This window comes from Marinibium conchae, assembly GCF_015595035.1.
Taxonomy (GTDB): domain Bacteria; phylum Pseudomonadota; class Gammaproteobacteria; order Enterobacterales; family Alteromonadaceae; genus Glaciecola.
Map to the genome: position 1 here is coordinate 432,488 of NZ_JADNRN010000001.1, position 15,671 is coordinate 448,158.

Consider the following 15,671-nt stretch of genomic DNA (forward strand, 5'->3'; position numbering starts at 1 on the left):
GTGTAGAGTTATACGAAGAACTTACTTACCCAAGCGTTTATTTGTTTAAGCGGCATTGGACGAGCAATATAATAACCCTGAATATAGCGTATTCCACCACTTTTTAATATGGCCAATTGATGTTCAGTTTCTATGCCTTCGGCAACCATTCTGGCGTTGAATTGGTCAGCGATGAGCTTGGTAGCAGAAATAATAGTGAGATCTTGTTTGCTGAGTTCGATGATAAAGCTTCTGTCTATTTTCACGACATCAAAGTGCATTGCTTTCAGTTGGCTTAGGGAGGAAAAGCCAGTACCAAAATCGTCGATAGAAACATGAACGCCTAGTTTGGAAAGGTGGGCTAGTTGAGATAAGGCCAATGCCTCGTTTTCGAACAGCACACTTTCGGTAATTTCTAGATGAAGATTTTCAGCAGGTAAACCACTCAAGACCAAGGCACTTTCAACGGTTGCTATAAACGAGTCATCTACCAGTTGAATGCACGATACGTTCACCGAAACACCAGGTTGTTTGTTTCTCTTGGCGCTCAAAGCATCGAAATGCCATGTCGTTGCATCCATACATGCTCGCTGCAATACCCAAGCGCCAATGTCGTTTATCCTACCCGACTTTTCTGCCATTGGAATAAATTCAACCGGGGATATAAAGTTGCCTTGATGCTCCCAGCGCAGCAGCGCTTCAAAACACACCAACTCGTCGTCTTGAATGTCGACTATGGGTTGATAAACAAGCGAAAACTCTTGTTTTTCCAGAGCGAGTTTTAGGCCATCACGAATAAGCTGATCACGTTGAAACTCGGCAAATAAATCGAGGGAGAAGTAAGTCGCATTACCTTGGCCAAACTCTTTGTGGTAATACATCGAAATGTCGGCATATTGAATCAACTGTTGTGGCTCTTCGGTGTCTTCAGGATACTTGGCGATACCGATACTGGCACCTAAATGTATTTCATTCGAGGCAATGTTGATGCTTTTAGCGACTCTTTTTTGAATTTCTGCGCTAAGCTTCTCAATTGCTGGGCTAGGCGCTGTTGTCACACTTTTACTGTCGGTAGGGTAGAGCACTAAAAACTCATCCCCTCCCCAACGGCATAAGACCGCTTTCTGGCTATTAATGGGTTGAGTTTCATTCAATAAGGTTAATAATCTATGGCCTATCTCACTGAGCACTGAGTCGCCAATCTTGTGACCGAAGCCATCGTTTACATCTTTAAAGCCGTCGAGATCGATGAATAGCAGGGCAAATTGTTCCCGCTTCGATTTTGCAAGTAAGACTCTCTCTTTCAACTGCTCGAGAAATGCGCTGCGATTACTCAAGCCTGTGAGGGAATCAAGATTCGACAAACGGTAAATTTCTTTCGTTCTATTTTCTACTTTTTCTTCTAAAGAAGCGGTGTATTCGTCTAGTTGTTTATTAGCGCTTAGCAGCTCATTATTAACCCGCTCTACCTCCTGTTTTTCTTGATCCATGAGCAACACGAGTTCGGAATTTTTGTTTTTAAGTGTCAGTGTTTCACTTACAAAATTAGCCGCTTGTTTAGACGACAACAGCATGACGAACCAAAAGCCAAAACCCAAATAAGAAATGTAATGAAAATACTCGAACTCATTAAATAGCCCCATAATGGCGTAGGGTAAAATTAAGCATGACATATAAAAACGAGCAAGTAAGCCAGATGCCGCAAGGATGGTTGTAGCACCGCCAGCTAATGCAGAGAGTATCACTGCACTTACTGTGATCTCGATACCACTCATCGTAGGCACCAATAAAAAACTATAACTTGCCCAAATTGTACTGTTGATCATGATACCGACAGTAAATCGAACTATTAAGGTTTTGTGATTTGCAGTTTTTTGTTTTATTTGATGCAGAGTTAGCGTGTTTTCAGTAAATCGAAGGACATGAGAAATAACCAAAATCACAAATATGCTTGTTTTTAGCTTTTGTTGCTCGGGCGTATCAAAACCAAAACACAGTACGCCCATGCACAGCAAAGTAATGAACAAACCACCTAGCGCGTTACCGTATAGAAGACGCAGGCGTGCTAGCGTATCTTGGGGACTCGAGTTGAATATGTCGGTATGCTGCATTAGTTTTACAAAAGGTCGCTCAAGGTTTGGTAAATTGGAAACGCTACCACAATCATTTATTTTTCAGGCATAAAAAAAGGCCGATAAGTATATTATCGGCCTTTCTTGGTGATTCTTTATGAATCGCCCAGTGAAGATATTCCTACTGGGCTTAGCACATATTAAGCTGCGTTTGCTTCTTCTTTGGCTGCCTTACCAGCGGCTGGGCCGTCGGTTTCTTCAGCGCTAAGAAGTTGCATGTCGAAAGTAAATTCGTCAACACGAACAGACAATTTACGCTTCTCATTATACGACAATAAAGTAGTGCGTTCAGCGTCCGTTAAATCGCCTTTCGCGTGTAAAGTGTCGACAGCATTCTCAAACGATATGAATGGAATAACAGGCGATTTACGTAAGGCTTTGTGCACTTTTGACAACAATGGCATTGCAGCATGTTTCGCTTTAAATGCTTGCTCGTTGATGTCGTTACCGTCGCCAGGCATTACTTTCACAAGATGCGTTAGCTGTGCTTTGATGCTGCTATCTTCCAGTGACGCGGCAGAAAGTTCACGTACCAAGTCGTCAGAGATGCCGCTTACCGATGAGCTGTAGGTGTTGGTTAACAATCTCATTAGGCCACGAGTAGGCGTGTTCGGGAAGTTATTCACGAAATCAACTACCGCTTTCTCAGCTTGTTGTAGTGACCATTCCATCGCATAGCGGAAGTAAGCTTCGGCTTGAGTGCGGTCTTCAACACGTTGCTCATAGAAACGGATAGTTGCCATTGCAGCGTATAAGTAGCTCATTACGTCGCCAAGTCTTGCAGACAACAATTCGGCTTTTTTCAACTCACCACCCAATACTAGTAGCGATAAATCTGCTAGTGGTGCTAGTTTTGCAGCCATAGCATTTACGCGCTTCTCGTAAGGACGAACAATCGGGAAGTTCGACTCTTTCGTGCGTAAGAATGGAAGATAGCTATTTGCTAAGCTTCTAAACGCATTTTTAACACTGAACTTCACAGTCTTACCAAGCACTTTGTTAAACTCAGCATCGGCTGAGGAATCTTGGCTGTGAATTAGATCAACCATTTCCTTCAAGTGCGGGTGACAACGCATTGCGCCTTGACCAAAAATCATAAGGTTACGTGTTAGGATATTCGCACCCTCAACCGTAATCGCAATAGGCAAGGCAGCATAGCCGTTAGCGAGTGTATTTTGCGGCCCACGCTGAATAGCTTTACCCGCTTGAACGTCCATGGCAGTGTTTAGTACGTCACGGCCAAGTTCGGTCATGTGATATTTAGCAATAGCCGTAACAACCGATGGCTTCACACCTTCGCCTAGGCCTTCAGTGGTTAATACACGCATCGCTTCTAGTAAGAAAGTCTTGCCGGCGATGTCTGCTAATTTCTCTTGGATACCTTCAAAACGTCCAATTGGTACACCAAATTGCTCACGAACAAAGGAGTACTCTGCTGTTGACTTAAATGCCGATTGTGCAGAAGCCACACCCATTGCAGGAAGCGAAATACCGCGGCCAGCACCTAGACAGCTAACCAGCATTTGCCATCCGCGACCAATGTTTTTCTGGCCACCGATAATAAAGTCCATAGGGATGAACACGTCTTTACCGCGTGTAGTACCGTTATAGAATTTAACGCCCATAGGATCGTGACGATTGCCTAACTCAACACCAGGGTGAGACTTAGGTAATAAGGCACATGTAATACCCAGTTCAAGCTCGTCACCCAATAATTGCTCAGGGTCGAATACTTTAAATGCTAGCCCAAGTACTGTCGCGATTGGGGCAAGAGTGATGTAACGTTTGTCCCAAGTCACGCTTAAACCAAGTACTTCTTTTCCTTCCCACATGCCTTTAGTAACGATACCTGCGTCTGGTATAGAACCAGCGTCTGAACCCGCTTCAGGACTTGTAAGTGCAAAACACGGAATGTCTTGACCGATGGCTAGTTTCGGTAGCCAAAAGTTTTGTTGCTCTTCGGTACCGTAATGCATAAGCAACTCGCCCGGGCCTAAAGAGTTAGGCACCATAACCGTAACAGCAATCGCGCCTGAGGTGGCAGCGATAGTCGCAACGATGGTGGAGTTTGCGTAAGGGCTGAACTCAAGACCACCGAATTTTTTCGGGATAATCATTGAGAAAAATTTGTTTTTACCAAGAAAATCTAAAACTTCCTGTGGGATGTGCTTGCTGTTGTTTAGCTCGAACTCATCAACCATTTCAAGAAGTTCTTGAACAGGACCGTCCAAGAAGGCTTGCTCGTCTGCGCTCAATGTTGCTTGAGGAAGGCTACGCAGGGCATGCATGTCAGGTTTGCCTTGATAAATAGACGATTCAATCCACACGTCGCCGGCATCAAGTGCTTCTTGCTCGGTGATTGATATTGGGGGTAATACTTTCTTTAAGTTTGTTCTAATACTCATTGTTAACTTATCCGCTCATCTGACCAGTTGAAATATAGATACTACATGAAATCACACAAAGATCAAAATTTATTGTATGAAATATGTTCGATTGAACTCGAAGATAACCCAAATTATTAACAGAAAGGTATCGTCAAGGGCTCATGCTTATTGATTCGCATTCTTTTTGTCGCTGCTATAATCATTTGTGAGCCTAAAGTGATCTGCCTCGGCGCTCTTACGAATTAATAGTAAAAACAAGGTAAATAAAATGAAAAACAGCATCGATAGTAAATTCCTGTTACAAGTGTTTGAAAAAATTCGTCAGCATGGTGAACATAAAGACGGAGCGCATCACTTGGACGGCGTGAAGGCCTATACCGACTTCGACGGTTATACAGTGTATATGGAAGACGCGACGGTGAAATTAAGTTTTGGTTTTCATAATCAATACCATTTCGACTACGACAATCAGTCGCAATTTGATGCCTTTGAGAAAAAGCTTCAAAACATCGATAAAACTCACTAGTTCTTTATTCAATATGTGTTGCAAGGTAAACTAGGGCTATTGAAAGCCTTTAAGGTGGTGAGAGTTTCCCTTGGAACAACAGCAAAAAATAAAAAAAATAAATGCCATGATGGCGCCAAAATTCAGTTGGCGTTTTTTTCTGCCAAAATATTGGTTGGTGTGGATTGGCGCGGCCATCTTGTACATCATCACTTGGCTTCCTTACCCCGTTATCAAATTGCTAGGCCGAGGTGTTGGCAAGCTCATTGGTCTTCTTGCGTCAAAACGCGTCAATGTGGCACGCAGAAATTTTGAATTGGTTTATCCGGACTGGACGCCTGAGCAGCGTGAGCAATTAGTCAAAGATAACCTTTTTCGCACGGGTATGGCACTTTTCGAGACAGCAATGGGCTGGTGGTGGCCAACTTGGCGCGTGCGCCGCATCGGTGAAGTTGAAGGCCTCGACCACGCACTAAAGGTGCTGAAATCTGGAAAAGGTGTATTTGGATTGGTTATTCATAATGTGAATATCGAAATTTGCTGTCGTATCATTGGTTTAGCGCATCCTTGTGTGGCTTTCTACCGAAAGCATAACAATCCACTTCTGGATTACATGCAGTATCATGGTAGAAATCGCTCAAACAAATACATGATCCACAAACGTAATGCTAAAGCGCTGATCAGAGCCTTAGATGAAGGCGAAATTGGCCTGTATTTCCCTGATCAAGATTACGGTAAAAATCAAAGTGTTTTCGTTCCCTTTGGTGCAGTTGAGAAAACAGCAACCACTACGGGCACACTGATGTTCGCGAATCGTGCAAATTGTATTCCCATGTTTATCACGCCGCAATATAGCGAAAAGGGTTATAAAGTAAAAATAAGTGCACCTTTGCCATACTTGGCCGATAACCAAGCTGAGGCAGCATTAACGGCGTTGAACAAAGACATATTTGCCTTGGTTAATGAACAACCCGACGGCTATTTGTGGATGCACAAGCGATTTAAAACACGCCCCGATGATGAGCCCGCTTCCTTGTATTAATTTGGCAGTTAACGAGCACTTCGGAATTAAAGTAGCGTAAATAGGATAGGTCATGGCAGATAAAAACCAATCGATGTTCTGGCTCAAGCATGCTTTACTTGCTTTAGTTGTGTTGTTGGCTGCTTTATTTGTTTTGCGATACAACCCTGAAGAAAGTCAGCAGTCAATTAAATCCTCTGGGCAAGACAGCGATACGCGTGAGACGATTGAAGATAATGTGTCACGTTTTTATCAAGAATTTCGCATGTCTTCGCGTGACCCAATAAAAGAGCAATTCGGTGATTATGTTGTTCCCTTGGAGGTGAATGAGTTGAGCCAAACAGAACAACTCGCCGACATGCCTACACCCACTAAAATACCCAGCGAAAACTGGCAAGGTGAATTGAAGTACAGGGCCTTTGCAAAGGGCAATACGATCATGGTAGAAGCGATAAAGTATGCTGAAGAAGAAGGCATGACACTGATGTGGGATTTAAACCAAGATTTTATTATTCGTCAGCGTTTTCTCACTGAAAACACCTTTCTAGGTTCATTAAATGATGTTGCGGGTGCAATCGACGCCAACTTCATCCCTAAAGTCGACGTTTATTTCTGCAACAGAAAAAGAACGGTTATCATTACCGAACAAGCTGATAGCTTCGTGATGGAAAACTGCAAAAAGCACGGTTTTATTGACTAGCCTATTAGCAACGCGCTTGAATAGTGCTCATTAATGCACTGCATAGCCTGCAGTAGCTTTTGACTGGTTTCTTTCGTCACTCCCTTATTTAAACTCTCTCGATGCAGTCTATTTCTGATACTCAAATAGGCCTTTTGCAAGCTTTCTGCCTCGGCTTGCGTTAACAAGCCTTCATCGGCCATGGTATCGAGAATGCGCAGGTTATCGGTCCAGGTACTTAAGGCTGGATGTGTATTAGCGTGACGCAACACCCAGTACTGACACAGAAACTCTAAATCGCTGATCCCACCGCGAGCCTGCTTAAAATCAACTAGCGATGCCGTACTTTTATCAAGATGCTCGCGCATCTTATCTCGCATCTCAGCAACTTCGGTCGCTAACTCAACTTGCTCTCTTGGTAGGGCTAGCACTTCCTGACGAATTTGCTGAAAGGCAGCTACAAGTTCATTATGGCCGTAAACAATCCTAGCTCTCACTAAGGCTTGATGTTCCCAGGTCCATGCATCTGCTAACTGATAATCTCGAAAAGTATCTATGTGACTTATTAACAGACCTGAGTTGCCCGAGGGCCGCAAACGTAGGTCGATCTCATAGAGTTCATTTAAGTATGTTTTGGTGGTGAAAAGATGTGATATACGCTGCACGAGCTTTACAAAAAACTCACTGCAACTTACTTGTTTGCGGCCATTGGTACTCAAGCTCAAATCGACATCGTGAACAAATACAATGTCGAGGTCGGAACCATACCCTAGTTCTATGCCGCCTAATTTACCGTAGGCGATCACTCCTAAGCCCTTGTTGCTTGCAGAATAGCCCTCAATACAACCGTATTTATCAGTAATTTGCGCCCAAGCTAAGTCGATCGTCTTATTCAGTAAACACTCAGCTAAGGCGCTCAGTTTGTCACTTACTTGGTTTATGGGCAGCGTGCCACTTACATCGGCCGCGGCAATTCTGAGTTGTTGGGTAAGTTTAAAATAACGGAGGGCGTCCATTTGTGCTTCTACGTCGTCAGCCTCTATGCGTAGCATTTGCGTGCGAAGCTCGTCGGTATATTGAGCAAACCACAGCTGTGCATTGCCTTTTTCGCTCACCAAATACGCCGGGTGAAGTAGCTCATCAAGCAATAAAGGAAATTGTTTTATTTGCCTTGCAACCCAATTGCTTTTTGCTGACAACGACAACAAACGTTGGCGAACCATGGGGTTTTCCAGCAGCAGGTCGAGATAGGCAGTTCGACCTAGCATCGGCAGCATTATGTCGAGTATCAACGCATATAATTTGCTGATGCGTTCACAGCGAATGGCACTTGCCGCTAGCTCTGCTTCACCAAACACGAAAAGCAGCACTTCTTTGGTTAGCACAGGTAGTAGTTTTTCGAGAGTGTCGACGCCTTTCGGGCCAACATTGTGCTTATGACTTTGGTGTTTAAATTCGATGAGTTGAGCAGCAATATCAGCGGCCGTCGATGTCGCTTGCTGAGCGAGTGAATGTTCGTCTTCCTCGATTGAACTTACTGATGGGATACTAGCGTTTAGTGCTGCCTTAAAGGCAGGAAAGAGCAGCTCAGAGGCTTCATTCTCATTCAGTTTGAGTTTCCATAAGTCAACAAAGTCTTGCTCAAAGCCTGCCAACACTCTGCCTATCGAAGGGGCTAGCGTAGAGCCCAATGATTCGTGGTCGGTGTCGCTATCTTCCCCCATCTTTGTGGTTGAAGTTTGTTCGTCACTGGTCTCAATAAGGTTTATAAAATGAGCGTTAATCAGGTGCATCCGTGCTTCAATTGCTTTTTCACAGCTTGCATAATCTGCTTGTTGATTTAGCACGCTAAGGCGAGCCTTGTCTAGGGGGGTATCGGGAAGTTGCTGCGTTTGTTTGTCGGCGAAAGCTTGTAGATAATGTTCATTTTGGCGCAAATATAAGTAGCTTTGAAGTAATTCATCTGCAACAGTCGCCTCAAGAAAACCATGTTTTTGCAGCACCGAAAATGAGGCCAATATAGACCGTGTTTGGCATTCTGTTACTTTTCCTGCATGTATAAGTTGCAATGCTTGAATGAAAAACTCTACTTCACGAATACCACCTTTACCTAATTTTATATTTCCGCTTAACTGCCTACGCGCGACTTCGCTTGATATGAGTTGCTTCATTTTACGCAGCGATTCTATGGTAGTGAAGTCGAGATACTTGCGGTAAACAAAGGGTCGAATAATGTTTTGAATTTCGGCAGAAGCCTTGCTTTCAGGGCTTAATACTCTGGCCTTCTGCATCGCAAAGCGTTCCCAATCTCTACCTTGTTCCAAATAGTAAGATTCAAACGCTGCCAACGAAATGACCAAGGGACCACTTTCACCGAGTGGACGCAAGCGCATATCCACCCTGTACACTTGCCCATCGGCCGTGGTCTGGTGCAGTGCGCTTATGAGTCGCTGTGCTAGTTTAGTAAAAAAGCTGTGATGCTCTACGGGTTTTCTGTCGCGTTGTGTCTCTCCTTGCTCAGGATAAACAAAAATCAAATCGATATCTGAAGAGAAGTTGAGCTCTTTGCCGCCAAGTTTGCCCATACCAATAACGATGAGTTTTTGTTCTTCGCCTTGCCAACTTGCTGGCCTACCGTAACGAGAGCAAGCTTGCTCGTACAACCAATGGTTAGCTGAGTTGATAAGCGCATCGGCTAACTCGCTCACGGCTATCAATGATTGCTTGATGTCTGCCTGATAAAGCAAGTCGCGCCATGCTATTTTCGCCATCGATAAATGACGATATTGCCTTAACGTCGCGTGTAACTCACTTTCACTATTTAGCTCAGCAAGCGCACTGGCTAATGCGCTATCATAGCCCGATGTTTGATGTGCTTTTTGCTGAAGCAATGAGGGCAGTTCAGCGATAAACTGCGCAGGGTATTTGCCAGCAACCTCTGCAATAAAATCACTCAACGCGAAGGCCTTTGTGATCAGAGCTTGGTTATCGTACACAAGCGCTTTATAGTCAGATTGAGCTTCTGTGCTAGGGCTATCTTGCTGAAAAAGGTAAGCCGCTTTTGCAATGAAATATTGCCAGTGGCTTTCGCCGGCTTCTTGAATCAGGGTATTGAGTGTAGACATTTGTTTTTACATTGATAAATGGCTTATTTGTCTATTATGGTATAGTTTTGTCACAAATGGATAGTCTGAAAAGAGCTTTATGGAACAACTTGTTAAATTAGTGCCTTTGTCGCCCGACATATTAATCTATCTTGCAATTGATATATCGATTGCGGTTATCTTGCTATTCGCAATTCGCTCATTGTCGGGTTTGTTCAGTAAAATCAGTGTGCGCCAAGAGCTTGGTGAAAAAGACAATTTTGCTTTTGGCATTTCAATGGCGGGAAGGATGCTTTCGCTAACTATTGTGCTGTCGGCGGTGGTGGGGCGACACAGTCATCTTGGTTACGAAGCTGCAGCTTTAGGCATGTTGTTGTTCGGTAGTATTGGTATCTTTTTGGTGAAAGTCGGCCGTTTTGCCCATGACAAAGTGGTATTAAATCGTTTAGATAAAAACCAAATGATATCCGAAAAGAATGTGTCTGTTGCTTTGGTCGACGCAAGCAGTGCAATAGCTAGTGCGATCATAATAAAGAGTATTATTGAATGGGCCGACGGTACTGACGCAAATACGTTGGTAGCGATTATGTCGGGCTCGATGGTGGTATTAGCAATATTGTTGCTAACTACCCGTCTATACGAGCGACGCTATGCCAAAAACAACCAAAATAACGGTTTTCAACGCACGCTGTGTAAAGGCCAATTGGCGCTTGCAATACAGCATTCAGGCACCTTAATCGGCACTGCTATTGTGGTATCTTCGGCGGGTTCTGTGATTGAATATTCGGCTGATGCCTACGTAAGCAATATTACCGGATGGTTGTTTGTGGGCGCCGCGTTCTCGCTTTTACTGATCGTATTCACCAGCCTGGCGAAAAGGATCGTGCTCAGTGGCGTGAATTGGAAAACAGAAGTTGATTTACAGCACAATATCGGGATTGCTAGCATCGAATTTGTACTAAGCATGGGCCTGGCGTTGTTGATTGCTGGTTTGTTTGCTAACTAAGACAGTCAATGCTTGTGTTTACCGATTAGGATAACTATTTAAAAGGGGATCTGCTTCTCTCCACTAATGATTTTATTTTTGGTGTCTCTGCTTTGTTTTTTCATCCAAATCTCAGCTTTAAGCGCGGTTGAATGGTCGCCTAATTTGGTAACGAAGGCCAATACTAAGGGGCCTTTTCCTTTCAGTGCCTTAGCACACTTTGGGCTTCCACTGGCGTGCTCTTGAAATCGCCGTTCTGCATCTTTAGTGATACCCGTATAAAGTTGATTGAGCTTATTTTTGATTAAATATAGATACCAAGTGTCGGTATTTTTTGCACTTGTTGCGGTCATCGTTAACTTTCCTTCTAACAAGCTCTGACTTTAGCAGATTCATTGGTATACTTGCAGCATTAAGCCAAAGATATACACACTATTACATCAACACAGAGCGAATAACTAGCATGCAAATACCTGATTTCAGTCAAGCCAATATTCTTATCATAGGTGACGTGATGCTTGATCGTTATTGGTCGGGGTCGACAGCGCGTATATCGCCAGAAGCGCCAGTGCCTGTAGTAAACGTGAATGATTCCGAAGATCGCCCTGGTGGTGCTGCGAATGTGGCAATAAATGCCGCAACGCTCGGCGCTAAGGTTACTCTAATGGGTATGACTGGAGACGATGAAGCCGCGCAAATATTAGAAGAAAAGCTCGGTGCAATGAGGGTAAACTGTGTGTTTGCAAAAATACCGAGCAAAGACACCATCACCAAGTTGCGAGTGATGAGTCGAAATCAGCAGCTATTGCGTTTGGACTTTGAGAAGAGCTTTGCGCTCGACTGCAAAGCCGATTTGCTAGCAAAATTTGAAGCGCAAGTTGAGGCCGCCGATTTGGTTGTGTTGTCAGACTATAATAAAGGCTGCTTGTCGGCACCTGAGGCGTTAATTGAGGCAGCAACTAGGCTGCAAAAACCGGTTATTGTTGACCCTAAGGGTAGTCATTTTTCTAAGTATGCAGGGGCCACCCTGATCACCCCAAATATGGCTGAATTTGAAGGCGAAATGGGAGCGGTCAACAGTGAGCAAGACTTACTAGAGAAAGCCAGCATCTTACACAGTAAGTGTAAACTTGAGGCTTTGTTGGTCACGCGCTCTGAAAAAGGAATGTCGCTGTTTACGACTTCAAGTGGCGATGCGCTTAGCGCTTACCATTTACCGGCTCATGCTAAGGAAGTGTATGACGTTACAGGTGCTGGCGATACCGTAATATCAACGCTCGCATGTGCAATGGCCTGTGGTTTAAGCTTACAAGTCGCGAGTCAATTAGCCAACCATGCGGCAAGTGTCGTAGTAGGCAAGCTGGGTACCTCCACTGTTAGCACCACCGAATTGGCCTTGGCAGTTAATGCTAAACAAAGTCAAGACAGCGGTGAAATGAACATACAGCAACTCAAGCTTATGGTGCAGCAGGCACAAGCAAAGGGTGAGCGAGTGGTAATGACCAACGGCTGTTTTGATATTTTACATTCAGGGCATGTTGCTTACCTCAATGAGGCTGCAACGCTAGGCGACCGACTCATTGTAGCCGTGAATACCGACGATTCTGTGCGCAAATTAAAGGGTGAGGGCAGACCCATTAATAATGTGCAGCGTCGAATGGCAGTGCTCGCTGGTTTACAAGCCGTTGATTGGGTTGTTGCGTTTTCCCAAGACACACCGCAAGAGCTTATTGCCGATATACTACCCGACGTACTGGTGAAAGGTGGTGATTATAAGATTGAAGATATTGCAGGTGGTAAAGAAGTTATCGCGAGTGGTGGCGAAGTCAGGGTGCTGTTATTTGAAGATGGCGTATCGACTACCGGAATTATTTCGCAAATTGTGAATGCTGACGCAAAATAGTGTATATTATGCAGACTTTTAAAAGGGATGCCAGAAGTCAGAGGCAAAATACTAACAATATGTTTTTGTGTGAATTACATAGCCTATTGAATTATAAGCTTAAAATTACACATCATTAGATTACGGACAAACGAAACGCTCATGTACGAAAGCTATTACGGACTTGACTCAAAACCTTTCCAGCTAACTCCTGACCCGGAGTTCTTTTATGCGAGTAAATTGCATAAACGTGCTATGTCATATTTACAATACGGACTTTCTCAAGCAGAAGGCTTCATTGTGATTACTGGCGGTATAGGAACGGGTAAAACCACCATCGCAAACAGTCTTTTAGATAACATGAAAGAGGACATATTTGCTGCCCAGATCGTAACACCAAAACTCACCCCCGACGAGTTGGTGAAAATGGTGGGGGCTAAGTTCGATTTAGATGTAGCAAATAAATCAAAGACCGAAATCTTAGAAGCCCTAGAACGCTTCTTAAATCAACTATCGCAGCAAGGAAAACGTGCTTTGCTGGTGGTGGATGAGGCCCAAAACTTACCACTGGAAACCATCGAAGAGTTACGCATGTTGTCGAATTTCCAGAAAGATGGCAGGCCACTTTTACAAAGCTTTTTGCTTGGGCAGGAAGAATTACAACCCATCCTTCGTGCGCCCAACATGGAGCAACTAAGACAACGTATTGTTGCGTCTTGTCATTTAGCGCCTCTTAATAAGGTAGAAGCTAAAGAATACATCGAGTTTCGACTCAATCATGCGGGTTACGAAGGCGAGTCCTTGTTCACTGAAGAAGCGTATACCGCTATTCATGAGTTTTCCTTGGGAATACCAAGACGCATGAATACACTCATGGATAGAGTATTGTTATTTGGCTTCCTAGAAGAAGTTGAAACTTTCGATGTTGAGGAAGTGAACATCGTTATCGAGGAAGTAAAATCAGAGATGTACATTCCTGATAACAAAATGCCATTGCGTACCGACGCCAGTAATTACAATGAGCAAGACGGTGCAAAAGATGGTGCCTTGTACACGGCAAACGGCACGAAAATTAACGAGACGCAGTACTATCGCGATATGTTACACGATCTGGTTGATGCTTTAGATGATGCGCTTAAGCACAAAATAAAGCTCACCCAATACATCGATAAGTTATTAAAACGTAAGTACCAAGCCTACGTAAGACTAAAAACAGAAAAGTGAAATAGCGAGCCTGTTGTTAAGCTCTATAAGGCTGGCTAGTTTGCCAGCCTGTATGAAAGGTTCAACGCAACTCTGCGATCTTGCAAGCTACCGTTAATACCTGCAGCGCCGGTGCCACTGCTTAGCACTCTACCTTCTACTTCCCTATCTAAATACGAAAAATCGAGCGCCAGCTTGAAATATCTACCTAGGTCTCTGCTAATACTTAGCTTTGAGCTGTAAACGTCTGAGCTACCACTTTCTCCGTCGATGGATTCGTCGGTATAGGCGGCGTTGAGGGTCCAACTAAAATTGGTTCTTCTACCGATCTGAAATGACAGTAAACTACCTGCCGAATAAGTACGTGATAAGCGATTTGTTTCCAAGAAATCGTTGGTGGCATATCGCCCGTTTATTGAAATGCGAGTGCGCCTTTGTTGCACACCCAACTGCCAAGAAAGCGCCTTACGTAGTATTATTTCGTCGTTTATTTCAGTGTCTTGTTCACTAAATTGCACAAATTGTTCGTTGGGAGCCAACTGATAATTCAGTGAGTTAGGCTGGAAACAGGCTGCTAACTCGCTAACGCCGTCGGTGCAAACGAAAACACCCAGGTTGTCGGGGTTAGATATGAGTCTGGCGAAACTAGTGACTTCTTCAGAGTAGCGAATCTGAGTGCGAAAGCGCCTTATTTGATGTTGAAAAGAGAAGCTGCCTGCTTCACCAAAAAAACGCCTTTCATATTCCGCCGCTAAGCTGGTTCTTGGTGTAAATCGCCAGTTAATATCCAGGCCAACATAGCCCTTATTGTCTTCATCTTCTTCAATCGCGTCACTATCCGCTCTATTCCAAGTAAGCGATATTGACCTGTTGTCGGCGGCTTGCCAGATGATACCAGCGCCGATGGAATTAAAGTCTTGTAAGCGGCTGAAGCTAGTTTCGCTCGATGATACCTGATTGGCTTCATGGCTGGTACTCACTAGCGCGCCGAAGCCATTATAAATTTGATAGGCAAGCTCTGCGTCAACTTGTCGGCTAGCAAAGTCACCATTGTCCGGACGTTCAGATATAGTGAAGCCGGTTTGCACACCAAAACGAAAACGTTCGAAATTATTACCGCTGAAGGTATTTGTATTAATGTTGTATACCTTGCTGTTGAGTTGAGCAAAAGAATTGATATTGCGTTCACTTTCGGTATTTGAATAGGCAATTTGTGTTTGATGGCCGAAGTAGTCACCTCGTGGCAAGTTGAGGTTCAAGCCATAACGATTGGAGCGCGTTTTACTCAAGTTTTGTGCATTGGTTAAGAAGTCGTCGACCAAAAAGCCACTGGCCCCTACATTCTGATAATTAAGTGCCCCATTTGCAGTGAACTGTAGTAAGTTCTCGACAAGGTCGTAGCTTCCACGATAATTGTAGTTGGTATAGTTATTGGTAACGTCGAGGTCTTCTAAACCTCGCCTTACATGATTGTGTGTGGCACCCCAAGTAAGCGAGGCGCGTTTGTTCCTATAACTCAGGTTTAGGCGAGGGCGTATGATGAAGTTAGTTGTATTCAGTGTTTGTCTGTCGTCTTCAGAGTAAATGTCTTGGAACACGTTTTCTGCATCGACGCTGAGTGTATATTTTAGCTCTTGCGCTTGAGCAAGGCCAGCTGAGACTATTAGAGCAAGCATAAACATAAATGCATTCAAAGGCACGAGGAACAAGCTAGCGGCTGCGTTACACAGCCAGTGTCGTTTACTCGAACGAATAATAGCCATCCCTGAGCGTGTCATTTATCGCTTGTTCCAC

General features: G+C 44.1%; 11 protein-coding genes. 6 read left to right on the forward strand and 5 right to left on the reverse strand.

The window, feature by feature from the left end:
- Window positions 1-8: 8 nt before the first annotated feature.
- Window positions 9-2,090 carry a putative bifunctional diguanylate cyclase/phosphodiesterase gene (locus ISG33_RS01810; protein WP_195731858.1) on the reverse strand — a complete coding sequence of 694 codons (2,082 nt, stop codon included), beginning with the start codon at window positions 2,088-2,090 and terminating at the stop codon, window positions 9-11.
- Window positions 2,091-2,251: 161 nt separating this feature from the next.
- On the reverse strand, window positions 2,252-4,516 hold the full coding sequence (locus ISG33_RS01815) for an acyl-CoA dehydrogenase (RefSeq protein WP_195731859.1): 2,265 nt from the start codon (window positions 4,514-4,516) through the stop codon (window positions 2,252-2,254).
- A 250-nt stretch (window positions 4,517-4,766) separates the two neighbouring features.
- Between ISG33_RS01815 and ISG33_RS01820 the strand changes: the two genes are divergently transcribed.
- From ISG33_RS01820 to ISG33_RS01830, 3 genes are all read left to right on the forward strand, one after another.
- Window positions 4,767-5,024 (forward strand): DUF3081 domain-containing protein, encoded by a 258-nt coding sequence (locus ISG33_RS01820; RefSeq protein ID WP_195731860.1) that lies wholly within the window; start codon window positions 4,767-4,769, stop codon window positions 5,022-5,024.
- A gap of 106 nt (window positions 5,025-5,130) precedes the next feature.
- The gene (gene lpxL, locus ISG33_RS01825; RefSeq protein ID WP_195732979.1) at window positions 5,131-6,045 is read left to right on the forward strand and encodes an LpxL/LpxP family Kdo(2)-lipid IV(A) lauroyl/palmitoleoyl acyltransferase; all 915 of its coding nucleotides are present in this window, start codon (window positions 5,131-5,133) and stop codon (window positions 6,043-6,045) included.
- Window positions 6,046-6,097: 52 nt separating this feature from the next.
- Complete coding sequence (locus tag ISG33_RS01830; RefSeq protein WP_195731861.1) at window positions 6,098-6,724, forward strand: TcpQ domain-containing protein; 627 nt, start codon at window positions 6,098-6,100, stop codon at window positions 6,722-6,724.
- Here ISG33_RS01830 and glnE read toward each other — a convergent pair.
- Window positions 6,721-9,828, reverse strand: a complete 3,108-nt coding sequence (gene glnE, locus ISG33_RS01835; protein WP_195731862.1) for a bifunctional [glutamate--ammonia ligase]-adenylyl-L-tyrosine phosphorylase/[glutamate--ammonia-ligase] adenylyltransferase — start codon at window positions 9,826-9,828, stop codon at window positions 6,721-6,723. The two genes, ISG33_RS01830 and glnE, sit on opposite strands and share 4 nt — an antisense overlap.
- A gap of 79 nt (window positions 9,829-9,907) precedes the next feature.
- Between glnE and ISG33_RS01840 the strand changes: the two genes are divergently transcribed.
- Window positions 9,908-10,813, forward strand: coding sequence for a DUF350 domain-containing protein (locus ISG33_RS01840; protein ID WP_195731863.1), 906 nt, complete (start codon window positions 9,908-9,910; stop codon window positions 10,811-10,813).
- 38 nt (window positions 10,814-10,851) lie between these two features.
- Here ISG33_RS01840 and ISG33_RS01845 read toward each other — a convergent pair whose 3' ends face one another.
- Window positions 10,852-11,145, reverse strand: a complete 294-nt coding sequence (locus ISG33_RS01845) for a GIY-YIG nuclease family protein (RefSeq protein WP_195731864.1) — start codon at window positions 11,143-11,145, stop codon at window positions 10,852-10,854.
- Window positions 11,146-11,255: 110 nt separating this feature from the next.
- On the opposite strand from ISG33_RS01845, the gene hldE reads away from it, so the two are divergent.
- Together hldE and ISG33_RS01855 are read left to right on the forward strand one after the other, a co-directional pair.
- Entirely contained in the window at window positions 11,256-12,695 is a 1,440-nt protein-coding gene (hldE, locus tag ISG33_RS01850) for a bifunctional D-glycero-beta-D-manno-heptose-7-phosphate kinase/D-glycero-beta-D-manno-heptose 1-phosphate adenylyltransferase HldE (protein WP_195731865.1), read from the forward strand.
- 141 nt (window positions 12,696-12,836) lie between these two features.
- Entirely contained in the window at window positions 12,837-13,898 is a 1,062-nt protein-coding gene (locus ISG33_RS01855) for an XrtA/PEP-CTERM system-associated ATPase (RefSeq protein ID WP_195731866.1), read from the forward strand.
- A gap of 35 nt (window positions 13,899-13,933) precedes the next feature.
- On the opposite strand, the gene ISG33_RS01860 is transcribed toward ISG33_RS01855, so the two are convergent.
- Entirely contained in the window at window positions 13,934-15,655 is a 1,722-nt protein-coding gene (locus ISG33_RS01860; protein ID WP_229333417.1) for a TIGR03016 family PEP-CTERM system-associated outer membrane protein, read from the reverse strand.
- Between the last annotated feature and the right edge of the window lie 16 nt (window positions 15,656-15,671).